We start from the raw sequence: 26850 nt of genomic DNA, 5'->3' as shown, positions 1-26850 counted from the left end.
AGCGCACCCCGGCACATCGCGCGCCGCCCAGTGCGCCCCCGGCGGACGCGGGCTCCCGGCGGCCTCGCACGCACGCCCGGGCGGGGCCTGCACCCGCCCGGGCCAACCCGGGGAGCCGCCCGCCGCCGCGGGCGTTCCAATGGACCGATGAGCCCGCCCGCGCCGGACGACTGCCTGGCCCGCAACACCTGGATCTGCGGCGAGTACCTGAGCACCCGCCGCCACATCCTCCTCGACGCGGTGCTCGAACACCTCCAGCTCACCGCCGTGCCCGTCGCCCTCGCGCTGGCCCTCGCCGTGCCGCTGGCCGTCGTCGCCCGCCGCTGGAGCTGGGCGGCCGGCCCCGTCCTCGCCGTGACGACGATCCTCTACACGATCCCCTCGCTGGCGATGTTCTCGCTGCTCCTCCCGGTCTACGGCCTCTCCGCCTCGCTGGTCGTCGCCGGGCTCGTCCTGTACTCGCTGACGCTGCTGGTCCGCAACATCCTCGCCGGGCTGCGGGCCGTGCCCGAGGAGACCCGGCAGGCGGCGCGCGGCATGGGGTACGGGCCGGTGCGGCTGCTGCTCACCGTCGAGCTGCCGCTGGCGCTCCCGGCCGCCATGGCGGGGCTGCGGATCGCCACCGTCTCCGCCGTCTCCCTCGTCACGATCGGAGCCATCGTCGGCTTCGGCGGCCTCGGTAACCTCATCTACGCCGGGATGAACACCTACTTCAAGGCGCAGGTCCTCACCGCCTCCGTGCTCTGCGTGGTCATCGCCGTCGCCGCCGACCTGCTCCTCCTCGGCGTGCAGCGGCTCCTCACCCCCTGGACCAGGGCGGCCGGCTCGTGAACACCCTCACCGAAGCCTGGCGCTGGCTCACCGACCCCGCCCACTGGTCGGGCGACGGCGGCATCACCCAGCGGCTCACCGAACACCTCGTCCTCACCGTGGTCTGCCTCGCCGTCAGCTGCCTGATCGCGCTGCCCGTCGCCCTGGTCCTCGGCCACCTCGGCAAGGGCGGCGCCCTCGCCGTCAACCTCGCCAACATCGGCCGCGCCGTCCCCACCTTCGCCGTCCTCGTCCTCCTCCTGCTCACCCCGGTCGGCCGCTGGAGCGAGGGCCCCACCGTCGTCGCCCTCGTCCTCTTCGCCGTCCCGCCGCTGCTCACCAACGCCTACGTCGGGATGCGCGGCGTCGACCGCGACACCGTCCGCGCCGCCAAGGGCATGGGGATGACCGGACGCCAGGTGCTCACCGGCGTGGAACTGCCCCTCGCCCTGCCCATGGTCATGACCGGCGTCCGGATCGCCGCCACCCAGCTCGTCGCCACCGCCACCATCGCCGCGCTCGCCGGAGGCGGCGGCCTCGGCCGGATCATCACCGCCGGGTTCAACCTCGCCAGCACCCCGCAGGTGGTCGCCGGAGCCGTCCTCGTCGCCGCCCTCGCCCTCGCCGTGGAAGGCGCCTTCGTCCTCGCCGAACGGCTCTCCCCGCAGCGTGCCCGGGGGATCACCTGATGCGCGCCCGCGCCCTCCTCGCCGCCCTGCTGCTGACCCTCCTGGCCGCCTGCGCCGGCGGACCCAGCCTGGAGGACCAGGGCGAGGTCACCGCCCCGCCCGGCGACAGCTCCCGCCTGACCGTCGGCTCCGCCGGCTTCACCGAGTCCGACCTGCTCGCCCAGATGTACGCGCTGCTGCTGCGCCGCGCCGGCTACGAGACGGAGCTGATCACCGTCGCCAACCGCGAGCTGTACGAACCGGCGCTGGAGAGCGGCCGCGTGGACGTCGTCCCCGAGTACGCCGCCACCTTCGCCGACTGGCTCAACGCCAAGGAGAACGGACCCGACGCCGAACCCGTCGGCTCGCCCGACCTGGCCACCACCATGAAGGCGCTGCGCCGCCTCGCCGCCCCGCGCGGCCTCACCGTCCTCGACCCCGGCAAGGCCGTCGACCAGAACGCCTTCGCCGTCACGCGTGAGTTCGCCGCCGAGCACTCCCTGCGCACCCTCAGCGACCTCGGCGCCTCCGGCCTCCCGGTCCGCCTCGCGGCGGGCGACGAATGCGTCTCCCGGCCGTACTGCCGGCCGGGGCTGGAGAAGACGTACGGCATCGACGTCACCGCCGTCGACCCCAAGGGCGTCGGCACCACGCAGGCCAAGCGGGCGGTGCAGAGCGGGCAGGACCAGATGGTGCTCACCACCACGACCGACGCCACCCTCGACGCCTTCGGCCTGGTCCTGCTGGAGGACGACAAGAAGCTCCAGAACGCCGACGCGGTCGTCCCCGTCGTCAACCGCGCCCGCGCCGGGAGCGAGCGGGTCGCCCGCGCCCTGGACGCCCTCGCCCCGGTCCTCACCACCGCCGACCTCGCCGGCCTCAACCGGCAGGTCGACAGCTGGCGGCGGCTGCCCGAGGACGTGGCCCGCGCCTACCTGGAGGAGAAGGGGCTGCTCGGCTCCTGAGCCTCAGGCGTCCGTCACCGAGTCGAAGTCCACCTCGCCGCGGGGCACGCCCTTCGCGTCGGACTCCACCGAGCGGCGCAGCGCCTCGTGGAGCTTGGCCGGGGTCAGCACGCCGAGGAAGCGGTCCCCGTCCAGCACCGCCACCCACCCGGCGTCGTGCTGGAGCATCACCCCGAACGCCTGCTTCAGCGGCACCCCCACCGGCACCCACGCCCCCATCCGCCGGGCCAGCTCCCGCACCGGCCGCCCCTCGCGTGCCGAGGCCAGCTCGTCCAGCCCCACCCAGCCGTGCAGGTTCCCCTCCGGGTCCAGCACCACCGCCCACCGCGCCGCGTGCTCCCGCAGCCGGGCCGCCGCGCGGCGCGCGTCCTCGTCGGTCCGCGCCACCGGGGGCTCCTCCACGTCGCCCGGCTCGATCGCGGTGACCGAGAGCCGCTTGAGGCCCCGGTCGGCGCCGACGAACTCCGCGACGTAGCCGTCCGCCGGGTGGCCGAGCACCGCCGCCGGGGTGTCGTACTGCTCGATGCGCCCCCGGCCGTAGACGGCGATGCGGTCGCCGAGGCGGACCGCCTCCTCGATGTCGTGGGTGACCAGCAGCACGGTGGTGCCCAGCGCGCGCTGGATGGCGGTGAACTCGTTCTGCAGCCGCTCGCGCACCACCGGGTCGACCGCGCCGAACGGCTCGTCCATCAGCAGCACCGGCGGGTCCGCGGCCAGCGCCCGGGCCACCCCGACCCGCTGCCGCTGGCCGCCGGAGAGCTGCGCCGGATAGCGGTCCGCGAACTCGGCCGGGTCCAGCCCCACCAGCTCCAGCAGCTCCTTCGCGCGGGCCCGCGCCCTGCCGCGCCTCCACCCCGCCAGCGTCGGCACCGTCGCCGTGTTGTCCAGCACCGTGCGGTGCGGGAAGAGGCCGACCTGCTGGATGACGTAACCGATACGGCGGCGCAGCTGGACCGGGTCGACGGCCATGACGTCCTCCCCGTCGACCAGGACGCGGCCCGAGGTCGGCTCGGTGAGGCGGTTGACCATCATCATCGTGGTCGTCTTGCCGCACCCGGACGGGCCCACCAGCGTCACCAGTTCACCCCGGCCCACCTCGAAGGAGAGCCCGTCGACCGCCACGGTCCCGTCCGGGTAGCGCTTGGAGACGTCCTCGAAGCGGATCATGGTGTTCACGCTAGCCGTGCCCCAGAGCCTCCGCCGCCCGGTGGCACCCGTCCGGCGGCGCTCGGCGGCCCTGTGCTGAACTGGGCGCGGGGCACCACCCGCACCACCGCACCACCCCCAGGGGAGAGAACGTGACCGACACCCGTACCGCCACCTACCGCCAGCCCGGCGTCGTCCTCACCGACCACCGCTTCAGCGTGCCCCTGGACCACGACGAGCCCGACGGCGAGCGGATCGAGCTGTACGGCCGCGAGGTGGTCGCCGCCGAACGCGAGGGCATGCCGCTGCCCTGGCTCCTCTACCTCCAGGGCGGCCCCGGCTTCGGCGCCCACCGCCTCGTCGGCCGCCCGCACTGGCTCGGCCGCGCCCTCACCGAGTTCCGGGTCCTCCTCCTCGACCAGCGCGGCACCGGCGCCTCCACCCCGGCGAGCCGCCAGACGCTCCCGCTGCGCGGCGGCCCCGAGGAGCAGGCCGACTACCTCACCCACTTCCGCGCCGACTCGATCGTCCGCGACTGCGAGGCGATCCGCCCCGGCCTCACCGGCGGCGCCCCCTGGACGGTCCTCGGCCAGAGCTTCGGCGGCTTCTGCACCACCACCTACCTCTCCACCGCCCCCGAAGGCGTCGCCACCGCCCTGTTCACCGGCGGCCTCCCCTCCCTCGACGCCCACGCCGACGACGTCTACCGCGCGGCCTATCCCCGCGTCACCCGCAAGAACGAGGCGCACTACGCCCGCTACCCGCAGGACGTGGAGCGCGCCCGCCGCATCGCCGCCCACCTGCTGGAGCGGCCGGTGGAACTCCCCGGCGGGTACCTGCTGACCGCCGAGGCGTTCCAGTCGCTCGGCATCCTGCTCGGCTCCGGCGACGGCAGCCACCAGCTCCACTTCCTCCTGGAGGACGCCTTCGTCCGCGTCCCCGGCGGCCACGCCCTCTCCGACGCCTTCCAGGAACAGGTCCGCGCCCACCTCTCGTATGCCGCCAACCCCCTCTACGCCCTCCTCCACGAGGCCATCTACGCCCAGGACGGGCGGCCCACCGCCTGGTCGGCCGAGCGGGTGCGCGGCGAGTTCCCGCGCTTCGACGCGGCCCGCGCCCTCGCCGGGGACGAACCCGTCCTCTTCACCGGCGAGACCATCCACCCCTGGCAGTTCACCACCGACCCCGCCCTGAGCCCGCTGCGCGAGACCGCCGGCCTCCTCGCCGCCCGCACCGACTGGACCCCGCTCTACGACCCGGAGCGGCTCGCCGCCAACGAGGTCCCCGCCGCGGCCGCCGTCTACCACGACGACATGTACGTCGACACCGCCGACTCGCTGCGCACCGCCGCCGCCGTCCGCGGCCTGCGGCCCTGGGTCACCAACGAGTTCGAGCACGACGGCGTCCGCGCCGGCGGCCCCCGGGTCCTGGACCGCCTCCTCGCCCTCGCCCGCGACCGGGCCTGAACCCGGGCGCCGACGAGGCGCGCCCGGCGTCCCGCCGTCCTACGCTGGCCCCATGGCCGAACAGCTCGCCCCGATGCCCGAGGACTGGCAGCGCGCCCTCGCGGTCGTCGCCCACCCCGACGACCTGGAGTACGGCTGCGCGGCCGCCGTCGCCCAGTGGACCGACGGCGGCCGGGAGGTCGCCTACGTCCTGGCGACGCGCGGCGAGGCCGGGATCGACAGCCTCGAACCCGCCATCAGCGGCCCGCTGCGCGAGGCGGAGCAGCGCGCCTCGGCCGAGGTGGTCGGCGTGGGCTCCGTGGAGTTCCTCGGCCACCGCGACGGCGTGATCGAGTACGGCCCCGCGCTGCGCCGCGACATCGCCGCCGCGATCCGCCGCCACCGCCCCGAACTGGTCATCACCCTCAACCACCGCGACACCTGGGGCGGCACCTACCGCAACACCCCCGACCACGTCGCCGTCGGCCGCGCCGCGCTGGACGCCGCCGCCGACGCGGGCAACCGGTGGATCTTCCCCGAGCTGGGCGCCGAGGGCCTGGTCCCGTGGGACGGCGTCCGCTGGGTCGCCGTCTTCGGCAGCGACCGGCCCACCCACGCCGTGGACGCGGAACCCGGTCTGGAACGCGGCATCCGGTCCCTGCTCGCCCACCGCACCTATGTCGAGGCACTCACCGAGGAGGACCCGGAGCAGTACTGCCGGAACCTGCTGACCGAGGGTGTCCGGCAGGCCGCCGACCGCTTCGGCGGCCGGCCCGCCGTCACCTTCGAACTCTTCCCCTGCTGAGCCCCGGGCGGCACCGGTCCGCTTGCCGTAGCGGCACGTCCCCTTGCCGATACGGCACCATGGCTCCATGAGCCCCCGCGCGCACCGCCCCGCCCTGCCCGAGCCCACCCCGCCCCCGGCCGACACCGACACCGTCCTCGCCGGGGTCGGCCCGCGGCTGCGCGCCCTGCGCAAGGAGCGGGGCGCCACCCTCGCCGGGCTCTCCGCCGCCACCGGCATCTCCGTCAGCACGCTCTCCCGCCTGGAGTCCGGCAACCGGCGTCCCAGCCTGGAGCTGCTGCTGCCCATCGCCGCCGCCCACGACGTCCCCCTCGACCGCCTGGTCGGCGCCCCTCCGGCAGGCGACCCGAGGGTCCGCCTGGAACCCATCGAACAGGGCAACCGCACCGTCATCCCGCTCAGCCGCCGCCCCGGCGGCCTCCAGGCGTTCAAGTGGGTGCTGCGCCCGGGGGAGGGGTGCGACCCCGTCGAGGAACAGCGCACCCACGAGGGGTACGAGTGGCTGTACGTGATCTCCGGCCGGCTCCGGCTGCTCCTCGGCGAGCACGACTTCGAACTGGGGGAGGGGGAGGCCGCCGAGTTCGACACCCGCCTGCCGCACTGGTTCGGTGCCATCGGCGACCACCCGGCCGAGGTCCTCAGCCTCTTCGGCCCGCAGGGGGAGCGGATGCACGTGCGGGCGCGGCCGAAGTCGGCGCGGTGAGGTGCGTCCCGGCCGGTGATCGATGGGCGAGAACGGTTCCCCTGGGCCAAGCGACCGCTTAGTATGCGGCGGAGTCCGGTGTGCCGGACCCAGACCCGCGACACGTACCGCAGTGGAGGCCCGCAATGCAGGCATGGCAAGTGCACCGGAACGGTGAGCCCCGCGAGGTGATGAGCCTGGCCGACACCGCCCGCCCCGAGCCGGGCCCCGGCCAGGTCCGCCTCAAGGTCCGGGCCGCCGACGTCAACTTCCCCGACGCCCTGCTCTGCCGGGGCCAGTACCAGGTCCGCCCGCCGCTCCCCTTCACCCCGGGTGTGGAGATCTGCGGCGAGACCGAGGACGGGCGCCGGGTGCTCGCCACCACCGCCCTGCCGCACGGCGGCTTCGCCGAGTACGCCCTGGCCGACGAGGCCGGGCTGCTGCCCGCCCCCGACGCCCTCGACGACGCCGAGGCCGCCGCCCTGCACATCGGCTACCAGACCGGCTGGTTCGGGCTGCACCGCAGGGCGCACCTCCAGGCCGGCGAGACCCTCCTGGTGCACGCCGCCGCGGGCGGCGTCGGCAGTGCCGCCGTCCAGCTCGGCAAGGCCGCGGGCGCCCGCGTCATCGGCGTCGTCGGCGGGGCCGACAAGGCCCGCGTCGCGCAGGAACTCGGCTGCGACCTGGTCATCGACCGCCGCGAGGACGACCTGGTCGCCGCCGTCAAGGAGGCCACCGGCGGCAAGGGCGCCGACGTGGTCTACGACCCGGTCGGCGGCGACGCCTACACCAAGTCCGCCAAGTGCGTCGCCTTCGAAGGGCGGATCATCGTCGTCGGCTTCGCCAGCGGCACCATCCCCGCCCCCGCCCTCAACCACGCCCTGGTGAAGAACTACTCGATCCTCGGCCTCCACTGGGGCCTGTACGCCGTCAAGGACCCCGCCTCCATCGGCGCCTGCCACGCCGCCCTCACCGAACTCGCCGCCAAGGGCGCCGTCAAGCCCCTGGTCAGCGGCCGCGTCCCGCTCGCCGAGGCCGCCGACGCCGTCCAGCGGGTCGCCGACGGCACCACCACCGGACGCCTCGTCGTCCTCCCGGAAGGAGCGGCCGCATGACCGACGCCGACGACCTCCGCGCCCGTACCCGCGCCCTGCTCGCCGACCGTCCGCCCGCCACCACCTCCCGGGCCGACTTCCTCGCCGCCCGCTTCGACGCGGGACTGGCCTGGGTCCACTACCCGGAGGGGCTCGGCGGCCTCGGCGCCGCCCGCAGCCTCCAGTCGGCGGTCGACGCCGAACTGGCCGCCGCCGGCGCCCCGGACAACGACCCCCGGCGGATCGGCATCGGCCTGGGCATGGCCGCGCCGACCATCCTGGCCTACGGCACCGAGGAGCAGAAGCGCCGCTTCCTGCGGCCGCTCTGGCTCGGCGAGGAGGTCTGGTGCCAGCTCTTCAGTGAACCGGGGGCCGGCTCCGACCTCGCCGCGCTCTCCACCCGCGCCGTCCTCGGTGACGACGGCGTGTGGACCGTGACCGGCCAGAAGGTGTGGACCTCCAGCGCCCACCTCGCCCGCTGGGCCATCCTCATCGCCCGTACCGACCCCGCGCAGCCCAAGCACCGGGGCATCACCTACTTCCTCTGCGACATGACCGACCCCGGCGTCGAGGTGCGGCCGCTGCGCCAGATCACCGGCGAGGCCGAGTTCAACGAGGTCTTCCTGACCGATGTCCGCATCCCCGACGCCCACCGCCTCGGCGAGGTGGGCGAGGGCTGGCAGGTCGCCCGCACCACGCTGATGAACGAGCGTGTCTCCATCGGCGGCAGTACCGGCGGGCGCGAGAGCGGCATGATCGCGCCGCTCGCCCGCACCTGGCGCGAGCGCCCGGAACTGCGCACCCACGCCCTGCATCAGCGGCTCGTCACGCTCTGGGTGGACGCCGAGGTGGCCCGCCTCACCGGCGAACGCCTGCGCCAGCAGCTCGCCGTGGGCCAGCCGGGCCCCGAGGGCAGCGGCCTCAAGCTCTCCTTCGCCCGCCTCAATCAGCAGATCAGCGGCCTGGAGGTGGAACTCCTCGGCGACGAGGGCCTGTTGTACGACGACTGGACCATGCGCCGCCCCGAACTGGTCGACTTCACCGGCCGCGGCCCCGGCTACCGCTACCTGCGCTCCAAGGGCAACAGCATCGAGGGCGGGACCAGCGAGGTGCTGCTGAACATCGTCGCCGAACGCGTCCTCGGGCTGCCCACCGAACCGCGTACCGACAAGGACGTCGCCTGGAAGGACCTCGCCCGATGAGCGCCACCCCCTCCCTGCTCGCCACCGAGACCGAGGACGACCTGCGGGCCGCCGTCCGTTCCCTGCTCACCACCCACTCGGCCGCCGACCGGGTGCTGGCCCGCGCCGAGAGCGGCGCCCCGTACGACCGCGAGCTGTGGAAGACCCTCACCGGCTCCATGGGCCTGGCCGGGCTGCTCGTCCCCGAGGCCGACGGCGGCCAGGGCGCGGGCCACCGGGAAGCCGCCGTCGTGGTGGAGGAGCTGGGCCGCGCGGTGGCGTCCGTGCCCTACCTGACCGGAGCCGTCGTCACCCCGGCCACGCTGCTCGCCCTCCCGGAGCGCACCGCCGAGGTCTCGGCCCTGCTCGCGGAGGTGGCCGCCGGTTCGACCGTCGCCGTCCTCGCCGTCCCGCTCACCACCGCCCCGGGCGACCCGCTGCCCGAGGTCACCACCGACGGCGGCGGACTGCACGGCACCGTCCGCTCCGTCGCCGACGCCGCCGGGGCCGACGTGCTGCTGGTCGCCGCCGACTCGGGGCTGTACGCCGTCCCGGCCGGCGCGCCGGGTGTGACGGTCACCCCGCTCACCGCCCTCGACCTGACCCGCCCGCTCGCCGCCGTACAGCTGGACGGCGCCCGAGGCACCCTGCTCGCCCCGGCCGCCGACGCCGCCCCCGCCGTACGGGCCGGGCTGCTCTCCGGCGCCGGATTGCTGGCGAGCGAGCAGCTGGGCCTCGCCGAATGGTGCCTGACCGAGACCGTCCGGCACCTGAAGGACCGCCACCAGTTCAACCGGCCGCTCGGCTCCTTCCAGGCGCTCAAGCACCGCCTCGCCCAGCTCTGGCTGGACGTCGCGGGCATCCGCCCGGCCGCGACCGCCGCCGCCGACCTCCTCGCCACCGGCGAGGGCGGCCCCGCCGAGGCGCAACTCGCCGTCGCCGTCGCCCAGGTGTACGCCTCGCCGGTCGCGGTCCGCGCCGCCGAGGAGGCGTTGCAGCTCCACGGCGGGATCGGCATGACCTGGGAACACCCGGTCCACCTCTACCTCAAGCGGGCCAAGGGCGACTCCGTCGCCTTCGGCGGCGCCGGGCGCCACGGCCAGGAGGTCGCCCGCCTCGCGGAGCTGCCCGCGCCCTGAACCGACCACCCGCCCCGCCCCCCGGCGTACCGCCCGGCTCACCGAAAACCCCAGGTGGGCCGGGCGTTTCGGTCCTCGTGCCGCTCATGCATAATTGCGCATCGGACGCAATAACCGAGGATCTTCAAAAGGGTCCACGACCTGGGGTGGAATGCGCATGACGAGCAGGACCGACCGCCGACCCGTACGTCTGGCCGGAACCCTCGCGGCGACCGCGGCCCTCACCGTCGCCGCCACCTCCTGCTCCGCCCCCGGTGGCGGCACCGACGCCAAGGGCTCCGCCACCGGCACCGCAGTCGTCGGCATCGCCTACGAACCGGACAGCCTCAGCCCTCTCCTCGGCTACGGCAAGGACGGCAACTCCAAGATCTTCGACGGGCTCCTCACCCACGACGAGAAGCTCGACCTCCAGCCCGCCCTCGCCACCGAGCTCCCCGAGATCTCCGAGGACGGCCGCACCTACACCTTCCAGCTCCGCGAGGGCGTCACCTTCACCGACGGCAAGCCCTTCACCGCCCGCGACGTGGTCTTCACCTACGAGACGATCCTCGACCCGAAGACCAACAACGCCAGCCGCACCGAACTCGACGCCGTCGAGAGCGTCGAGGCCAAGGGCGACCACACCGTCGTCTTCCACCTCAAGTACCCCTACGCGCCCTTCGCCGAGCGCACCGTCCTGCCCATCGCCCCCGCCCACATCGCCGGCGAACAGGACGTCAACACCGGCGACTTCACCACGAAGCCGATCGGCACCGGCCCCTACGAACTGGTCGGCTGGTCCAAGGGCGAGAAGCTCACCTTCAAGGCCAACCCCGACTACTGGGGCGGTGCGCCGAAGATCAAGAACTTCACCATGGCCATCATCAAGGACGACGACGTGCGCGCCACCCGGCTGCGCTCCGGCGACCTCGACGGCGCCATCCTCCCGCCCAACCTCGCCAAGGCGTTCAAGGACGGGAACACCGCCACCTACGCCGCCAAGAGCTTCGACTACCGCGTCGTCACCCTGCCCACCGGCAACAAGGTCACCGGCGACACCGACATCCGCCGCGCCCTCGACCTCGCCGTCGACCGCGAGGCCATGGTCGACTCCATCCTCGACGGCGCCGGAAAGCCCGCCTACGGGCCCGTCCCCACCGACAGCCCCTGGTTCACCGAAGGCACCGAACGCGCCCACGACCTGAAGGCCGCCGCCGATCTCCTCGACGAGGCCGGCTGGAAGAAGGGCAAGGACGGCGTCCGCGCCAAGGACGGCGTCCGCGCCGCCTTCCCGCTCTGGTACCTCTCCGGCGACAAGCTCCGCCAGGACCACGCCCTCTCCTACGCCTCCGACGCCAAGAAGCTCGGCGTCGAGGTCAAGGTCCAGGCCGGCACCTGGGAGGTCATCCAGCCCCGCATGCCCAAGGACGCCGTCCTCGCCGGCGGCGGCTCCCCGGCCGACCCCGACTTCGACCAGTACACCCTGCTCAAGTCCTCCCTCGCAGGGGACGGCTTCAACAACATGGCCCACTACGACAACCCGGCCGTCGACAAGGCCCTGGAGAAGGGCCGCCGCAGCGGGGAGCACACCGACCGCCAGGCCGCCTACGACACCGTCCAGCGCGAACTGGTGAAGAACCCCGGCTACACCTTCCTCACCCACATCGACCACGTCTACGTCGTCGACAAGCGCTTCGGCACCCTCACCACCCAGGTCGAACCCCACGACCACGGCCTCGCCTCCGGCCCCTGGTGGAACGTCGAGGACTGGAAGCCCGCCAAGTGAACAAGGCCCGGCCCGGCCTGCCCTGGATACCCATGGCGCGCATGACGGGGCGGCGGCTGCTCTTCGCCGTGCCCGTCCTGCTGGCCGTCACCTTCGCCGTCTTCGCCGTCGCCGACGCCTCCCCGTTCGACCCCGTCAAGGCGTACGCCGGGACCGCCGGACTCACCGCCTCGCAGGAGAACCTCGACCAGCTCCGCGCCAACCTCGGCGTCGACCAGCCGCTCGCCGTCCGCTGGTGGGAGTGGATCACCGGCGCGCTCACCGGAGACCTCGGCCACTCCGCCGTGATGCGCCAGCCCGTCGCCGACGTCATCGCCGAACGCATCGGCTGGTCGGTCCTGCTGGCCGCCCTCGCCTTCGTCGTGGCGGTCCTCGCCGGCACCACCCTCGGTGTCCTCGCCGCCCGCCGCCGGGGCTCCCTCGTCGACCGGGCCGTCACCTCCCTCGCGTACACCCTGGAGGCCGCGCCCACCTTCTGGCTCGGCCTGCTCGCCGTCTGGCTCTTCGCCCTCCAGCTCGGCTGGCTCCCGGCCGGCGGCCTCACCGACACCGGCAGCACCACCGTCACCGCCGGGCAGCTCACCACGCACGTGATCCTGCCCGCCGCCGTCCTGGCCGCCTCCCAGCTCCCGTGGTTCGCCCTCTACGTCCGCCAGGGCGTCGGCGACGCCCTCGACGAGGACCCGGTACGCGGCGCCCGCGCCCGGGGCCTGGCCGAGCACACCGTGCTCCTCGGCCACGCGCTGCGCTCCGGACTGCTCCCCGTCCTCACCCTCATCGGCTCGCGCGTCCCCGAACTCATCACCGGCGCCCTGCTGGTGGAGACCGTCTTCAGCTGGCCCGGCATCGCCGCCGCCACCGTGCAGGCCGCCACCGCCGTCGACTTCCCGCTGCTCGCCGCCACCACCGTCCTCGCCACCGCCGCCGTCCTGCTCGGTAACCTCGTCGCCGACCTGCTGTACGGCCTCGCCGACCCGAGAGTGGGCTTCGATGGCTGACCTTGCCCTGCCCACCGCCCCCGGCCGCGTCGCCCGCACCGCCCGCACCTGGAAACTGCGGATCAGCGCCACCCTCGTCGCCGGCTTCGTCCTCGCCGTCCTCCTCGTCCCGCCCCTGGTGGGCCTCGACGAACAGGCCGTCGACCTCGGCGCGAAACTCCTTCCGCCCTCCCTCGACCACCCCTTCGGCACCGACGACGTCGGCCGGGACCTGCTCCTGCGCTGCGTCTACGGCCTACGGGTCTCCCTCCTCGTCGGCGTCGTCGCCGCCCTCGTCGCCACCGTCCTCGGCACCGCCGTCGGCGCGGCCGCCGGCGCCCTCGGCGGCTGGACCGACCGGCTCGTCATGCGCTGCGTCGACGCCTTCTCCTCCGTCCCCCACCTCCTCCTGGGCATCTTCATTGTCGCCCTCTTCCGCCCCGGGGTGTGGCCCGTCGTCGTCTCCGTCGGCCTCACCCACTGGGTCTCCACCGCCCGCATCGTCCGCGCCGAGATCCTCTCCCTGCGCGCCCGCCCCTACATCGACGCCGCCGTCTCCGGCGGCGCCTCCCGCCTCAGGCTCGCCCGCCGCCACCTGATCCCCGGCGTCCTCCCGCAGGCCGGACTGGCCGCCGTCCTGATGATCCCGCACGCCATCTGGCACGAATCGGCCCTCTCCTTCCTGGGGCTGGGCCTGCCCACCCACCAGGCCAGCCTCGGCACCCTCGTGCAGAGCGCCCGCGGCACCCTGCTCGCCGGTGACTGGTGGCCCACGCTCTTCCCGGGCCTGTTCATCATCGTGCCGACCCTCGCCATCGCCGGGCTCGCCGGAGCCTGGCGCGAACGGCTCAACCCCCGGCGCCGATCGGAGCTGATGCTGTGACCGTCCTGTCCGTACGCGGCCTCACCGTGCGGTTCCGGATGCGCGAGAGCGCCCCCGTCCGCGCCGTCACCGACGTCTCCTTCGACCTCGCCGCGGGGGAGTGCCTCGCCCTCGTCGGGGAGAGCGGCTGCGGCAAGTCCGTCCTCGCCTCCGCCCTGCTCGGCCTGCTCCCCGGCAACGCCGAGACCGCCGGGTCCGCCCTGCTCGCCGGGGCCGGCGACGACCCCGCCACCGACCTGATCGCCGCCGACGAGGCCATCCTCGCCCGCACCGTACGCGGCCGCCGCGTCGGCCTCGTCCCGCAGAGCCCCGCCGCCCACCTCACCCCGGTCCGCACCGTCCGCGCCCACCTCACCGAGACCGTCCGCCGCCTCACCGGCACCCGGGGCCGCGACGCCCTGCGCACCGCCACCGAGGCCGCCGCCGCCCGCGTCTCCTTCCCCGCGGGCCACCTCGACCGGCACCCCCACGAACTCTCCGGCGGCCTCGCCCAGCGTGCCGCCACCGCGCTCGCCCTCGTCGGCGACGCCCCGCTGCTCCTCGCCGACGAACCCACCACCGGCCTCGACCGCGACCTGGTCGACCGCACCGTCGACGAACTCCGCCGCCACACCGGCGCCACCCGCGCCCTGCTGATGATCACCCACGACCTGGCGGCCGCCGCCCGCATCGCCGACCGGGTCGCCGTCATGTACGCCGGACGCCTCGTCGAGATCGCCGAAGCCGACGCCTTCTTCGGCACCCCGGGCCCCCGCCACCCCTACGCACGCGGTCTCCTCGACGCCCTCCCCGAACGGGCCTTCCGCCCCGTCCCCGGGCGCCCGCCCGAACTCGCCGCACTGCCCGCGGGCTGCGCCTTCGCCGCCCGCTGCGCCCACGCCGACACCGCCTGCGCGACGCAGCCGCCCCTCACCGGCGGACTCGCCTGCCACCACCCCCACACGGCCCCCGCCGACCTCGTCCACCCACCCCAGGCCGCGGAGGCACCCGGTGCTTGAACTCCTCTCCCTCACCGCCGGATACGACCGTCGCGCCCCCGTCGTCCGCGACGTCACCCTCACCCTCGCCCCCGGCGAGGCCGTCGGCCTCCTCGGCCCCAGCGGCTGCGGCAAGTCCACCCTCGCCCGCGTCGCCGCCCTGCTCCACCGGCCCGACTCCGGCCGCGTCGTCATCGACGGCGAACCGGCCCGGGGTTACCGCCACCGCGCCCCACGCGCACAGCGCACCGCCTTCGGCGTCGTCTTCCAGCAGCCCCGCCAGTCCGCCGACCCCCGCCTGCGCCTCGCCGACCTCATCGCCGAACCCCTGCGCGCCACCGGCCGCCCGGAGGGCGCTGCCGACAAGGCCGCCGAGACGGCCGACACGGTCGGCCTCGGAAGCGACCTGCTCGGCCGCCGCCCCCACGAGGTCAGCGACGGCCAGCTCCAACGCGCCTGCCTCGCCCGCGCGTTGATTCTCCGCCCGCGCTACCTCGTCTGCGACGAGATGACCGCCATGCTCGACGCCTCCACCACCGCCGCCCTGGTCGGCGTCGTCGAGGAGTACCGCCGCGAGACCGGCGCCGCGCTGCTCGCCGTCGGACACGACCGGGTGCTGCTCGACCGCTGGTGCGACCGCACCGTCGAATGGTCCGAACTCGGCTCCCGCCACGACGGCTTGGCCACCGCCAAGCCCCCGGCCGAACAGTCACCCTCGGTACGCTGACCGGTCACGGATCGTCAGTCACCCGGACGGCGGCCATGCCGTTCACCGGCCCGCCGCTCACCGCGCGCCACACTGGCCGCCGACAGCCACGGAGTCGGCGTGGCGGTGAGGAGACTTCCGATGGCGATTACCGTTTCCGTGGCGCTGCTGCTCCTGATCCTGGCGGTGATCTTCATCCGCAGCGGCGGACTGAAGACCTCGCACGCGATCATCTGCGTCCTCCTCGGCTTCCTCCTCGCCGGAACCTCCGCCGCCCCGACCATCCACCACACCCTGGTCTCCACCGCCAACATGATCAACGGGGTGGGCAGGTAGACCCCGTCCGCGCCACCAGCCGTTCCGCGAGCCACTCCGCGAACCCCGCCAGCCGGTCCAGCTCAGGCCCGCCCCTCGCCCTCCGGAATCCATGGCGGCGTCCCCAGAACAACGCCTCGACGTGCAGCAGTTGAGCCCAGCGTGTCACCCGGTCGCGGTCGAGGCCGGCGGCCTCCGCGAAGACGGCGAGGGTGCGGTGGGCGTCCTTGAGGGGGTCGGCCGAGGAGAGCAGGACCGGGGTGCGCGTCTTGAGCAGGGTGCCGCCGTCGTACGCCGGGTCGCCCGCCAGGCCCTTCGGGTCGACGGCCAGCCAGGGTTCGCGGTCGGCGCGCAGGATGTTCCGGGGGTGCAGGTCCCCGTGGACCATGGTGGCCGGCCGGTACCGTGCCGCCTCCCGTACGGTCGCCAGGGCGGCGTCCAGCGTGTGGCCGGGCAGCGCGTGCGGCATCTCGGCCGCGTCCTTGAGCAGTCGCGCCTCCCAGCCGGCGGCGCGGTCCCGCAACAGGGGCAGGCCGGGCGGGGCCGGGACGGCCAGCCGGTGGCTCAGCACCCCCGCGACCTCGGCCACCTCGTCCCCGTCGGCGACCTCGGCGAGGCTCGACGCTCCGGCGCGTTCCAGCAGCATCGCGTACCGCGCGTCGTCCCGCTCGTGGAGCAGTACCGCCCCGTGCCCGCCCCAGACGGTGAAGGCGTCCGGTTCGTGGACGTTGCCCGGGTGCGGGAACGACACCTTGATCACGCCGGGCGCACCACCCGCCGCCCTCCGCACCGGGACCACCAGGCCGACCCCGCCGTGCAGCACCTCACCCTCCGGCACGCACTCCCAGCGCTCCAGGAGTTCCGCCACGGTCGCCGGCAGCCCGGCGAGCCAGGCGGCGCCGGTGTCGCCCTCGCGGGCCACGGTGGTCCGGACGAAGTCGGGAGGAAGGGTGATCACGCGGTCACGATAGACCGGCGCCGGGCTCCGGAGCGGCGAACGGCCGCTGTTGTGGGGCCGGTTCGGGGTCATCCGACGGTCCCGGTCGTGCCGTCGGTGAGTTCCCGGAGGATGTCCGCGTGTCCCGCGTGCCGGGCGGTCTCCTCGATCATGTGCGTGAGAATCCAGCGCAGCGACACCTGGCCCAGCCAGGCGTGCGGCACCACGTGGTCGAGCGGGTACCCGGCCGCGCTCTCCCGTGACCGGGCGCAGGCCGCCTCGTACGCCGCGATCAGACCGGCGACCGTCTCCTCCTCGCCGACGGCGAACGAGACCTCGGGGTCGGGCAGGACCGAGGGCTGCTGCCCCAGGACCCGTACGAACCAGTTGTCCTCGACCAGCGCCAGGTGCTTCAGCAGCCCGGCCATCGTGGTCGACGAGGGGACGTGGCGACGCCGCGCCTGCTCCTCCGTCAGCCCGGCGGCCTTGCGCCGCACGACACCGCGCTGGTAGTCGAGAAAGGTCTCCAGCACTTCGCGTTCGCCACCCGCCACGGAACCCGTCACGGCCAGGACATCCGCATCCGTCATGCGCACACGCTGACAGGGGAGGCGGCCCGTGCCAAGGGCGCGGTGCGGACCGTTCAGGGCGCCGGGGCCACCAGCCGCCCGAGCGCCCACGCCGCCACGGGCCGGTACACCACCACGACGGGCAGGGGGCCCGAGACGGTCAGCCGCGTGCGGCTGCCGCCCCCGGGCGCGGCCGTCACCTCGTGGCCGAGCCGGAGCACCAGCGGCCCCAGCCCGACGCGCCACGTCCACCTCCGCTGCTCCTCGTCCACCCGCTCCACGGTGAACCGGACCCGCACCCCGGCGTACGAGAAGACCCGCCCGCGCACCCCCGGCGCGATCCGGCCGGCGTCCGTCTCCACCCGCCTGATGTGCGGGGCCCACTGCGACCAGAGCGCGGGCCGCGCGTACCTCTCCCACGCGGTCTCCGGCGCGGCGGGACCCGCACGGCTCACCGTGCGGGTCGCCACAGCGCCCCTCGGCCGTCCCGGCTCCCGCCCATGACCAGCTCCTCCGTGTCGTGCCGCCCCCAGGTCGAGGACAGCACGCCCCGGCTCTCCCGGCCAGCCGGGGACCGGCTCAGGCGGCGAGCATCCCCGAGGGGTCGAGGACCTGCCGGATGGCCCGGCCCGAGGCCAGCTCCTCCAGCGCGGCGTTGACGCCGCCGAGCGGCACGGTGCCGGTGTGCAGCAGCTCGACCGGCATCAGCCCGGACCGCCACAGGCCCAGGAAGCGGGGGATGTCGCGGCGCGGCACCGCGTCCCCCATGTACGAGCCGAGCAGGCTCTTGCCCTCACCGGCGAAGGCCAGCGCCGGCACCTCCAGCGACCGGCCGGGCGCCGGCAGCCCCACCGAGACGGCCTTGCCGCCCCGGCCGACCGCCGCCAGGGCCGCCGCCATCACCCCAGGGCTGCCCACCGCCTCCACGGCCACGTCCGCCCCGCCGCCGGTCAGCTCCCGTACCGCCTCCGGGGCCTCCTCGGGGGTGAAGGCGTGGGTGGCGCCCAGCCGCAGGGCCAGTTCGCGCTTCCCGGCGACCGGGTCGACGGCGACGCGGACCGAGGCGCCCGCCGCCCGCGCCCCCAGCACGGCCGCCAGCCCGACACCGCCCAGACCGAAGACGACCGCGCTCTGGCCCGGACGCAGTGCGGCCGTGTTGACGACGGCCCCGGCGCCGGTCAGCACCGCGCAGCCGAACATCGAGGCGACGGTGAACGGCACGTCCGCCGGGATCGGCACCACCGACTCCTGCGCGACCACCGCGTACTCGGAGAACGCCGAGACCCCCAGCTGATGGTGGACCGGCTGCCCGGCCGCGTCGGTGAGCAGCGGCGGGCCGTGCAGCAGGCCCCCGGAGCCGTTGGCCTCGGCGGCCCGTGCGCACAGGGCCGGGCGGCCCTCGGCGCACGCCGCGCAGAAGCCGCAGCTCGGTACGAAGACCAGCGCCACATGGTCGCCGGGCGCCACCCGGTGCACCCCGGGCCCGGTCTCCTCGACGACGCCGACCGCCTCGTGCCCCAGCGCCATCGGCAGCGGTCGCACCCGGTCGCCGTTGACCACCGACAGGTCCGAGTGGCAGAGCGAGGCCGCGGCTATCCGCACCCGCAGCTCCCCCTCGCGGGGCGCGCCCAGCTCCAGCTCCTCGACGGCGACCGGCGCCGTCCGCTCGTACGGCCTGCGGGTGGAGACCTCCCGCAGGACCACGGCGCGGGTCCTCATGCCGACACCTCCGGGCGCGGCGCGCAGCGCACCACGTCGCGGCTCTCCAGCTGGGGAACCACCTCGCCGAGGACCAGCTGCCGGAAGTGGGGCGTGTCGCAGTGCGCGGTGAAGTCCGCCTCGGTGGCGTACTCCTCGTACAGGACGACGGCGCGCGGGTCCTCGGTGCCCTGGTGGACGCGGTAGCCGAGGCAGCCCGGCTCCTGGCGGGAGGCGGCGGCCACCTGGTCCAGGACGGAGAGGACGGCGTCCTCACGTCCGGGCAGCGTGCGGTAGCGGGCGACTACGGTGAAACTCACGGGGGATCACTCCTGGGATGCGGAGGGCCTCTTCAGGGCGGCGGCCGGGACCGGCGGGAGCTGGTCGCGGCGCAGGTGCCAGAGGCGGGGATCGGAGGTGGCGGCGGCGGTCGAGCCGAGCGCCAGGGCGGTGGCCACGTCCGCCGGGGACTCCACGAAACCGGCGGCCACCGAGGGCGACATGGCGCGCTGCGCCTGCGGGCTCATCCGGGCCACGATCGGCGCCGGCATGACCTCGACCAGGTCGGGGCCGCCCCGGGCGATCGCGTCCATGCTGCGGCGCAGGTTGGACCGGTCGGTGACGAAGACCTTCATCATCGTCAGCAGCCCCAGCGGGCGGCCCTTCTCTATGAGCGAGAGCCGGGTGCTCACCACGCCGTGGGCGCCCATGTTCTTCAGGAACTCCAGCGCGCCCCGGCCCTGGGCCAGACCCGGGCTGGAGTCGACGTTGACGAAGACGGTCTTGCCCGCCCGGCCCAGCGCAGGCACCACCTGGGGCAGCTGCCCCACGGCGAACGACGCCAGGATGCACACCCTGGCCGGCGCGGTCAGGAACTGGCGCAGCAACTGCGTGCCCACCACCGAGGCGACGACGGGCACCTCGGCGAGGGCCGCGACGAGCCGGGGGTCGAGCGGGGCACCGGAACGGGGGGGGAGGGGGACATGGCCTGCCTTGCGGGGACGAGGAGGGCCGCCGCCACCGGGGCGGGAGAGCCCGGTGGCGGCGGTGCCGAGCCGGCTGGCTCAGCTCAGCGGCGAGGTGCCGAATCGGCTGGGAAGGCCCAGTTTGCCAGGGTTGAGGATGCCCTCCGGGTCCAGCGCCGCCTTCACCGCGGCGAAGGTGGCGAAGCCCGCGCCGAGAGATTCCGCCAGGTAGGGGCCGCGCAGCAGACCGCAGCCGTGGTGGTGGCTGAGCGCCGCCCGGTGCCGCAGGAGGACCGCGTTGGCCGCGTCCCACACCGCGCGGTACCAGTCGCGGCGCGCCGCCGGCTCCACGTCGCCCCGCAGCGAGAAGTAGACGCACGCCCCGTCGGTGTAGGCGTGCGACTGGTGGGCGGAGGCGGCCAGGGTGCCCGGCACCGACTCGATCGCCTCGACCACCTCGTCGTAGATGACCGGCAGCGCCGCCCAGGAGGCCGCCATCTCCAGCGTGTCGGCGACGAAGCCGGGGCCGGGGGTGAAGCCGTCCGAGGACTTGCCGACCAGCATCCGCTCGTCGAGCCAGCGGGCGAAGACCGCCTCGCCGTCCAGCTCGGTGCCGCTCGCCGCGCACACCTCGGAGGCCACCGCGAGGCCCGCGTCGACCAGGGCCGGGTCGCCCTCGTCCGCGATGAGCAGCAGGTTGGTCTCCGGGTGGCCGAAGTGGGTGCCCGACTCCAGCCGGTCGTAGAGCCGCAGCACCGCCGGGGTCGCCCCGCGCTGCATGATCGCCCGGCAGGCGTCCAGCCCCTCGGCGAAGGAGCGGAAGCCGTAGGCGACGGCCTTGGCGTAGGCGGGCAGCGGGTGGACGCGGAGCCGGGCCGAGACGATGACGCCGAGGGTGCCTTCCGAACCGACGAAGAGCTGGCGCAGGTCGGGGCCGACCGCCGCCCGGGCGTAGTCGCCGTAGGTGGCGCGGGTGCCGTCGGCGTGCACCACGTCGACGCCGGCCACCATGTCCTCGATCTTGCCGTAGCGGGTGGAGAGCTGGCCCGCGCCCCGGCAGGCGATCCAGCCGCCGACCGTGGAGACGGCGAACGCCGACGGCCAGTGGCCCGTCGTCACCCCGTACTCCTCCTGGAGCTGCTTCTCGAAGAGGTCGCCGAACATGCCGGCCTCCACGTCCACCACGTTCGACTCCGCGTCGAAACCGGTGATGCGGTCGAGCCGGCAGACGTCGAGGACGACGCCGCCGAAGACCGGCAGCGCGGCCCCGGTCACGTTGGAGCGGCCCGCCGACGGCGTCACCGGCACCCCGGCCGCGTGGCAGATCCGCAGCACGGCCGCGACCTGGCCGGCGTCGGCCGCCTCCACGACCACCGCGTCCGGGGTGGCCGGGCGGCCCTCGGTCTCCCCGATCATCGAACCCGCCCACCAGTCCCGGGTCCGGGCGACCACCTCGGCCCGCTCCACGTGCACGGCCGCCGCGGCCTCCCGCAGCTCGGCGAGGACACGGTCGGGCACGGTGACCGTCGCGCCCTGCAGCGCGGCCGGCCCGTCGCCGACGGGGGTGTGACGGGCCCACTTGGCCTGGCTGGGGGCGCCGACGGTGTAGTCGCCCCGGTTGAACGGGTGGGTGATGGTCTGACGGCTGATCATGCTGCTGCTCCTTCGAGGAGGACGGACTTCTCGTACTGGACGGCGTCGAGGTAGGCGGTGACCGAGCGGTCCACCTCGGCCTCGGTGAGGTTCAGCTCGCGGCCGAGGATCGCGCCGACGGCGGCGGCCGCCTCGGCGGAGGCGTCCCGGGCGAAGAGCCGGGCCCGCGTCCGGCGCGACAGCACGTCGTCGACCGAGCGGGCCAGTTCGGCGCGGGCCGCGTAGACGACCTCGGCCTTGGTGTAGGGCTGGCCGGCGACGACCGGTTCGGCCAGCGAGGGGTCTTCGGCGATCAGGTCGCCGACGAAGCGGGCCTCGGTGCCGTACCGCTCGCCGAGGTGCGCGGCCAGGCCGCCGGAGGCGGCGACGGCCTCCGCGTCGTACCCGGCGCCGCCGAGCAGCGGCAGGTTCGCCGTGCGGCTGCGGCCCTTGCGGCCGAGGAGCGCCATCACCTTGTCGACGACCAGCTCGCCCATGTGGCGGCTGGTGGTGAGCTTGCCGCCGGTCACGGTGACCATGCCGGAGGCGCCGACGGTGATGTGGTGGTCGCGGCGCATGTCGAGGGTGGCGCCCTCCTTGCCGCCGACCAGCGGGCGCAGCCCGCCGATGGAGCCGACCACGTCCTGGGGTCCGAGCTTCCCCTCGAAGGCGGTGTTGGCGCCCTCCAGCAGGAACTCCATCTCCTGCCGGGTGCAGTGCACGTCGTCGGCGGAGCCCTGGTAGTCCTCGTCGGTGGTGCCGAGCACCACGGCGTTGCCCCAGCGGGTGCAGGTCGCCCGCCGCGCCCGGCCGGGTATCGGCACGGTGACGGTGCAGTTGATGCGGACCTTCTCCCACGGCACCACGATGTGCACGCCCTTGGCCGGGCGGACCTGCGGGCGGTGGCCCTCGTCGGCCATCGAGTCGACCTGGTCGGTCCAGACCCCGGTCGCGTTGACCACCGTGCGCGCCCGCACCTCCAGCGTCTCGCCCTCGCCGGTGGCGACCCGGGCGCCGCACACCCGGCCCGAACGGGTCAGCAGCGAGTCGACCTTGGCGCCGTTGAGCACGGTCGCCCCCAGCGCCGCCGCCGTCCGCACCAGGGTGAGGACCAGGCGGGCGTCGTCGGTGCGGGCGTCGAAGTACATCAGGCCGCCCTTGAGGTTCTCCGCGCGCAGCGTCGGCGCCTGCGCGAGCACCTCCGGGACGGTCAGCCGCTGGTGCAGCTTGCCGATGCGCCAGCCGCCGACCAGGTCGTAGGTCCACAGCAGGCCCTCGAAGCCCTTGGCGAGGCGGGCGTCGAAGACCCCTTCCTTCTCCAGGACCGGGAAGAGGAACGGCAGCCGGTGCACCAGGTGCGGGGCGTTGCGGCGGAACCGGTGCCGCTCCAGCAGCGAGTGGCGCACCAGGTTGACGTTGCCCTGCTCGATGTAGCGCAGCCCCCCGTGCACCATCTTCGAGGACTTCGAGGAGGTGCCCGAGGCGAAGTCGTCCTTCTCCACGAGGGCGGCCCGCAGCCCCCGCGAGACCGCGTCCAGCACGGCATAGGCGCCGGTCACCCCGCCGCCGACGACGAGCACGTCGTACGTGTCGTCGGCGAGGTCGCGCTTGAGCGCCGCACGGTCCAGCAGCAACGGCGTCCGGCGGGTCGCCGCGGCGCCGCGCCGCGGCTTCCTGGCGGGCATGGTGATCACAACATCAACTCCTGGTCTTGCGGTACGGCGGCCGGGGTGCCGGCCACCGGTGGGGGGTGCGCGCGGGGCGCGTACACGGAAAAGAGGGGAGGCGTCGCGCCCGCCGCACGCCGGGGGAGGGGCCGCGGGCGCGCGCCGGTCAGCGGGGTGGCACGGGTTCCCCCAGGTGCGCGGCGAGGGTCGCCCGCCACGCCGCGCGCTGGGCCTCGCGGGCGGAGGGCCCGAGGGCGGGTTCGAAGACCTCGCCGGGCGGCTGGGCCTCCACCACCTCCTCCAGCGAGTCCCACAGGCCCTGCGCGACCCCGGCGAGGTAGGCGGTGCCGCGCAGGCTGGCGGTGGCCGAGTCGGCGACCCGCTCCAGCGGCAGCCCGGTCAGGTCGGCCTGGATGCGCATCAGCGGCTCGCTGGAGGAGACCCCGCCGCCGACCCGCAGCCGGGTGAAGGGGGTGCCCATGGTGGCGGCCACCCCGTCGATCAGGTCGCACACCGAGTGCGCGATCCCGTCGAGGACGGCCCGCGCGATGTCGGCCCGGGTGGTGGCGAGCGTCAGCCCGCTGAGCGCGGCGGTCGCCTCCGGGCGCCAGGCGGGCGTACGGACGCCCGCGAGCGCCGGGACGAATCGCGGCGTGCGGCCCGGCCGGGTGGGCACCCGCGCGGCCTCCTCGCCCAGCTCGGCCGGGGAGGCGAACAGCCCCAGGTCGTCGCAGAGCCAGCGCAGCGCCGAACCGGCCGTCGAGGTGTACGCCTCCAGGCTGTAGTGGCTCACCTCGCCCTGCCGGCGGCCCGGCTGGGCGAGGACGCCCGCGATGTCGGGGCGCGGGAGGGCCGGGGTGGTGCCGGTGGCCGCGTCGACGAAGGCGCCGGTGCCGTAGACGCACATGCCCTGGCCCGCGGCGAGCCCGCCGAGCGCGACCAGCGCCGCGTGCTGGTCGCCCATGGAGGCGGCCACCGGCACCCGCAGACCGAGGGCGTCCGCGTCGGTGGTGCCGAACCCGGCGTCGTCGGAGCGCAGCTCGGGCAGCAGCTCCGGCGGGAAGCCCAGCGCGCCGATCCACTCCTCGTCCCAGGCGTGCCGCTCCAGCAGGTAGCCGCCGGCCGAGGCCGCGTTGGTCGGGGTGGTGGCGTGCACCGCGCCGCCGGTCAGCCGCCAGATCAGCCAGGTGTCGACGGTGCCGAAGACCAGCCGCCCGGCCCGGTGCGCGGCCGCCACCTCGGGGTGTTCCGCGATCTGCCGCGCCGCCCACAGGAACGGCGCGCGGGCCCCCACCGGCCGGCCCTGCCGCGCCAGCAGCACCGCGTCCCACCGCTCCTCGTAGGCGGTCAGCTCCTGCGCGTACCGCCGGTCCTGCCAGACCACGGCCGGCAGCAGCGGCAGCCCGGTCACGCGGTCCCACAGCATCGCGGTGGCCCGCTGGGTGGAGAGCGCCACCGAGGTGACGGTGATGCCGTCCTCGTGGGCCCGGCGCACGGCGCGGCGGGCCACCTCCAGAGTGGCGTCCCAGATCTCCAGCGGGTCCTGTTCGACCGAGAGATCGTCCGGGTGGTCGACCTTGATCGCCCGGTAGAACACCTCGTGGGCGGCGCCCGAGTCGAGGACCACCCCGGCCCTGGTCCCGGTGGTGCCCTCGTCGATGGCCAGCACTCCGCGCCGGCGGACCCCTTCGTTGGACGTCTGCGTCATGGCGGCCTTCCTTGCGAGCTTGACGGCGGTACGGTCCCCTCGCCGCCGTACGGGACTTTGCGGACACGCCCTGGGGCCGGGGGACGGCCTCATCGTGTGCGGCGGCGGGGCAGGGGAGGGTCAGCGCGCGGCCGTGGCGGCCGTGGCATCCGGGTGGGAACCGCCGGCGCCGGGCGCGGCGGGCCCCTCCTGGTCGACGGAGACCTCGCTGCGCATCGGGTCCCACTTGATGGCGAGGCACGTGATCAGGCCGAGCAGCGGCACCACCGACAGCACCAGGAAGGTGTTGCCGAGCCCCAGCGAGTCCTTGATCTGCGGGAAGACGTACAGCCCGGCGACGCTGCCGAAACTGCCGACCATGCCGGTGACGCCGGTGCCCAGTGCCCGCACGTCGCTGCTGTAGGAGAGGGCCGCGATGGACTTGCCGTTGGCGCCGGGGCCCGCCGAGTGGCAGAGGATGAAGGCGACCGGCAGCAGGAAGGCCATGGCGGTGGGGATCCGCCCGAAGGTCAGCCCCATCAGCAGCAGCGCCACGAAGACCCCGGCGAAACCGGCGGCCGAGCTGAGCCGCAGCCCGAGCTTGCGGCCGAAGTAGGCCGAGGCGAGACCGCCCGCGATGCCGAAGGCGTTGAAGACCATCGAGCCGACGGTGGCCTTCTCGAAGCTCTCCCCGAAGATCGTCAGCGAGATCACCGGCAGGTACCAGCCGACCGCGAAGTACTGCATCGACTGCCCCAGCGAGATCACCGAGGAGAGGATGGTGCGCGGCAAGTACTCGCCCCGGAACAGCACGCCCGCCTGGCGCATCCCGATGGCCGGGGCGGCGGTGGCCGCCCGGGTCCGCGCGTCCGGCGTCCCGGCCTCGGCCTTGATGCCGTAGATTCGGTCGAGGTTGGTGACCGCCTCCTCCAGGCGTCCCTTGCTCGCCAGCCACGTCGGGCTCTCGCTCAGCATCAGCCACTGGCCCACCAGCAGCGCCAGCGCGACGACGGCGGCCGAACCGACCGACCAGCGCCAGATGTCGGCGCCCACGTCGAGGTGGAAGAAGACCAGGGCGAGCGCCAGGTTGCTGGTGGTCGCCGTGTACCAGACGGCCTGCCACAGATTGAGCCGGCCGCCGAACTTCGCCGGGGTGTACTCGGCCAGCAGCGCCATCGCCACCGCGAAGTCGATGCCGTACGCGACGCCCACCAGCACCCGGCCCAGCCAGACCGTGGAGAAGTCCCCGGCGAACGCGGCGAGCAGCGCGCCCGCCACCGCGAAGACCTTGGCGAGCAGCAGCGGGGGGACCCGGCCGATCCGGGTGGCCAGCCAGCCGCCCACCGGATTGAAGACGATCGCCAGGGCCGGCGCGGTCGCCGTGAGCACCGATATCTGGGTGCTGCTGAGCTCCATCTGCGTCGTCATCGGACCGAGCCCGGCACTCAGCGCTGCGTTCGAGTACGCGTCGAGGAAGAGCCCGCCGAACACCAGGAACCAGATGACGCGCGCCCGCCCGGCGATCCTGCTCAGCGAGTCGATGAGCGCGACAACGTCGGCGACGCCTTTGACGCTTGGACGTGGTGCCATGTATCCGCCTTCGAAAAAGACCTGACGGCGGCACGGCAGCAAGAAAAACAGGCACGACGAGACCACCGACAGGTGGTCTGAGTCTGTGCCTGCCCAAACACCGCGGTCACAGCCGCGGCAGTGAAGTACGCAGCGACAGTAAGAAGCGGGGACGAGCGGCGTCAAGGGTTTCGGAAAGGTATCTTCCGGATGACGCCAGGGACGAGAACAGGCCACCGTCGACCGTCCGGGGTGGCCGGGAGACTTCCCTGTGACCTGACCGGCACGCCTTCTTCACCCGCCGTCGCGTTCGAAACCCCGGCGAGGGGATACCCGCCCCCGTACCCCTCCCCCCATCGCCAGGGAGTCACCGTGGCCCTCGTCGCCGTTCTGCTGCCGCCCGTCCTGCTCGGCGCCCTGCTCGCGCTCGGCTGGTACGAGGAGCTGATGCTCGGCCCGCCCCGGCGCCGGGGACGGCATCTGAGGCTGGTCCCCGATCCGGTGGACGAACCGGCGCCGGCCGCCGCCGCCGAGGCCGCGCCGGCCCGGCGGCACGCCGCCTGAGCAG

Annotated in this window: 27 protein-coding genes; 16 read left to right on the top strand and 11 right to left on the bottom strand. The window is 74.6% G+C overall.

Going from position 1 to position 26850, the window contains the following annotated elements:
* Positions 1-147: 147 nt before the first annotated feature.
* Genes IF45_RS0122685 through IF45_RS0122675 form a run of 3 tightly spaced genes read left to right on the top strand, consistent with a single transcriptional unit; the run spans position 148 to position 2443 of the window.
* Entirely contained in the window at positions 148-831 is a 684-nt protein-coding gene (locus IF45_RS0122685) for an ABC transporter permease (RefSeq protein ID WP_008416387.1), read from the top strand.
* Positions 828-1499 (top strand): ABC transporter permease, encoded by a 672-nt coding sequence (locus tag IF45_RS0122680; RefSeq protein WP_003946581.1) that lies wholly within the window; start codon positions 828-830, stop codon positions 1497-1499. The genes IF45_RS0122685 and IF45_RS0122680 overlap by 4 nt, the downstream gene beginning before the upstream one ends.
* Positions 1499-2443 (top strand): ABC transporter substrate-binding protein, encoded by a 945-nt coding sequence (locus IF45_RS0122675; RefSeq protein WP_003946580.1) that lies wholly within the window; start codon positions 1499-1501, stop codon positions 2441-2443. The genes IF45_RS0122680 and IF45_RS0122675 overlap by 1 nt, the downstream gene beginning before the upstream one ends.
* A 3-nt stretch (positions 2444-2446) precedes the next feature.
* Here the strand turns inward: IF45_RS0122675 and IF45_RS0122670 are convergent, their stop codons facing one another.
* Complete coding sequence (locus IF45_RS0122670; RefSeq protein WP_026048091.1) at positions 2447-3610, bottom strand: betaine/proline/choline family ABC transporter ATP-binding protein; 1164 nt, start codon at positions 3608-3610, stop codon at positions 2447-2449.
* Between the two features lie 131 nt (positions 3611-3741).
* Between IF45_RS0122670 and IF45_RS0122665 the strand changes: the two genes are divergently transcribed.
* The 12 genes from IF45_RS0122665 to IF45_RS0122610 all read left to right on the top strand — a co-directional run bounded on the left by IF45_RS0122665 (position 3742) and on the right by IF45_RS0122610 (position 15579).
* Entirely contained in the window at positions 3742-5055 is a 1314-nt protein-coding gene (locus IF45_RS0122665; RefSeq protein ID WP_030309222.1) for an alpha/beta fold hydrolase, read from the top strand.
* A 52-nt stretch (positions 5056-5107) separates the two neighbouring features.
* On the top strand, positions 5108-5839 hold the full coding sequence (locus IF45_RS0122660; protein ID WP_018470959.1) for a PIG-L deacetylase family protein: 732 nt from the start codon (positions 5108-5110) through the stop codon (positions 5837-5839).
* Positions 5840-5906: 67 nt separating this feature from the next.
* Positions 5907-6542 (top strand): helix-turn-helix domain-containing protein, encoded by a 636-nt coding sequence (locus tag IF45_RS0122655; protein ID WP_008414868.1) that lies wholly within the window; start codon positions 5907-5909, stop codon positions 6540-6542.
* Positions 6543-6667: 125 nt separating this feature from the next.
* Positions 6668-7636, top strand: coding sequence for an NADPH:quinone oxidoreductase family protein (locus tag IF45_RS0122650; protein WP_026235381.1), 969 nt, complete (start codon positions 6668-6670; stop codon positions 7634-7636).
* The gene (locus tag IF45_RS0122645; RefSeq protein ID WP_030309221.1) at positions 7633-8817 is read left to right on the top strand and encodes an acyl-CoA dehydrogenase family protein; all 1185 of its coding nucleotides are present in this window, start codon (positions 7633-7635) and stop codon (positions 8815-8817) included. The genes IF45_RS0122650 and IF45_RS0122645 overlap by 4 nt, the downstream gene beginning before the upstream one ends.
* Positions 8814-9935, top strand: coding sequence for an acyl-CoA dehydrogenase family protein (locus IF45_RS0122640; protein ID WP_030309220.1), 1122 nt, complete (start codon positions 8814-8816; stop codon positions 9933-9935). The genes IF45_RS0122645 and IF45_RS0122640 overlap by 4 nt, the downstream gene beginning before the upstream one ends.
* Before the next feature lie 157 nt (positions 9936-10092).
* Positions 10093-11700 carry an ABC transporter substrate-binding protein gene (locus IF45_RS0122635; protein ID WP_030309218.1) on the top strand — a complete coding sequence of 536 codons (1608 nt, stop codon included), beginning with the start codon at positions 10093-10095 and terminating at the stop codon, positions 11698-11700.
* Between the two features lie 32 nt (positions 11701-11732).
* A complete protein-coding gene (locus IF45_RS0122630; RefSeq protein WP_030771273.1) occupies positions 11733-12698 on the top strand; it encodes an ABC transporter permease in 966 nt (321 codons plus the stop codon).
* Positions 12691-13560 carry an ABC transporter permease gene (locus tag IF45_RS0122625; protein ID WP_003946570.1) on the top strand — a complete coding sequence of 290 codons (870 nt, stop codon included), beginning with the start codon at positions 12691-12693 and terminating at the stop codon, positions 13558-13560. Before IF45_RS0122630 ends, IF45_RS0122625 begins: the two co-directional genes overlap by 8 nt.
* The gene (locus IF45_RS0122620) at positions 13557-14558 is read left to right on the top strand and encodes an ABC transporter ATP-binding protein (RefSeq protein ID WP_030309216.1); all 1002 of its coding nucleotides are present in this window, start codon (positions 13557-13559) and stop codon (positions 14556-14558) included. Before IF45_RS0122625 ends, IF45_RS0122620 begins: the two co-directional genes overlap by 4 nt.
* Positions 14551-15264, top strand: a complete 714-nt coding sequence (locus tag IF45_RS0122615; RefSeq protein ID WP_008414877.1) for an ABC transporter ATP-binding protein — start codon at positions 14551-14553, stop codon at positions 15262-15264. The genes IF45_RS0122620 and IF45_RS0122615 overlap by 8 nt, the downstream gene beginning before the upstream one ends.
* 120 nt (positions 15265-15384) lie before the next feature.
* Positions 15385-15579, top strand: coding sequence for a hypothetical protein (locus IF45_RS0122610; RefSeq protein ID WP_008414879.1), 195 nt, complete (start codon positions 15385-15387; stop codon positions 15577-15579).
* Here IF45_RS0122610 and IF45_RS0122605 read toward each other — a convergent pair.
* The 10 genes from IF45_RS0122605 to IF45_RS0122560 form a co-directional block, all read right to left on the bottom strand.
* Positions 15560-16516, bottom strand: a complete 957-nt coding sequence (locus tag IF45_RS0122605) for an aminoglycoside phosphotransferase family protein (protein WP_174905224.1) — start codon at positions 16514-16516, stop codon at positions 15560-15562. The two genes, IF45_RS0122610 and IF45_RS0122605, sit on opposite strands and share 20 nt — an antisense overlap.
* Before the next feature lie 68 nt (positions 16517-16584).
* The gene (locus IF45_RS0122600; RefSeq protein WP_051720722.1) at positions 16585-17085 is read right to left on the bottom strand and encodes a DinB family protein; all 501 of its coding nucleotides are present in this window, start codon (positions 17083-17085) and stop codon (positions 16585-16587) included.
* Between the two features lie 53 nt (positions 17086-17138).
* The gene (locus IF45_RS0122595) at positions 17139-17534 is read right to left on the bottom strand and encodes an SRPBCC family protein (RefSeq protein WP_030309202.1); all 396 of its coding nucleotides are present in this window, start codon (positions 17532-17534) and stop codon (positions 17139-17141) included.
* A gap of 109 nt (positions 17535-17643) precedes the next feature.
* Complete coding sequence (locus IF45_RS0122590; RefSeq protein WP_030309200.1) at positions 17644-18783, bottom strand: zinc-binding dehydrogenase; 1140 nt, start codon at positions 18781-18783, stop codon at positions 17644-17646.
* A complete protein-coding gene (locus IF45_RS0122585) occupies positions 18780-19082 on the bottom strand; it encodes a putative quinol monooxygenase (protein ID WP_030309199.1) in 303 nt (100 codons plus the stop codon). Before IF45_RS0122585 ends, IF45_RS0122590 begins: the two co-directional genes overlap by 4 nt.
* 6 nt (positions 19083-19088) lie before the next feature.
* Positions 19089-19682 carry a glycerol-3-phosphate responsive antiterminator gene (locus tag IF45_RS0122580; RefSeq protein ID WP_242536822.1) on the bottom strand — a complete coding sequence of 198 codons (594 nt, stop codon included), beginning with the start codon at positions 19680-19682 and terminating at the stop codon, positions 19089-19091.
* Positions 19683-19826: 144 nt separating this feature from the next.
* The gene (locus IF45_RS0122575; RefSeq protein ID WP_030309195.1) at positions 19827-21380 is read right to left on the bottom strand and encodes an FAD-binding oxidoreductase; all 1554 of its coding nucleotides are present in this window, start codon (positions 21378-21380) and stop codon (positions 19827-19829) included.
* Complete coding sequence (locus IF45_RS0122570; protein ID WP_010639334.1) at positions 21377-23053, bottom strand: glycerol-3-phosphate dehydrogenase/oxidase; 1677 nt, start codon at positions 23051-23053, stop codon at positions 21377-21379. Before IF45_RS0122570 ends, IF45_RS0122575 begins: the two co-directional genes overlap by 4 nt.
* A 139-nt stretch (positions 23054-23192) precedes the next feature.
* Positions 23193-24734: an FGGY family carbohydrate kinase gene (locus IF45_RS0122565; protein WP_030309193.1), complete on the bottom strand. Its 1542-nt coding sequence runs from the start codon at positions 24732-24734 to the stop codon at positions 23193-23195.
* A 120-nt stretch (positions 24735-24854) separates the two neighbouring features.
* Positions 24855-26303, bottom strand: coding sequence for an MFS transporter (locus tag IF45_RS0122560; RefSeq protein ID WP_030309191.1), 1449 nt, complete (start codon positions 26301-26303; stop codon positions 24855-24857).
* Positions 26304-26654: 351 nt separating this feature from the next.
* Between IF45_RS0122560 and IF45_RS0122555 the strand changes: the two genes are divergently transcribed.
* Positions 26655-26846 (top strand): hypothetical protein, encoded by a 192-nt coding sequence (locus IF45_RS0122555; protein WP_030309189.1) that lies wholly within the window; start codon positions 26655-26657, stop codon positions 26844-26846.
* The last annotated feature ends 4 nt before the right edge of the window (positions 26847-26850 follow it).

It is taken from the genome of Streptomyces albidoflavus, from assembly GCF_000719955.1.
In the GTDB taxonomy this organism is placed as follows: Bacteria; Actinomycetota; Actinomycetes; order Streptomycetales; family Streptomycetaceae; genus Streptomyces; species Streptomyces albidoflavus.
Note: the sequence above shows the minus strand (reverse complement) of the source record. Positions and strands in the feature narration are given on the sequence as shown.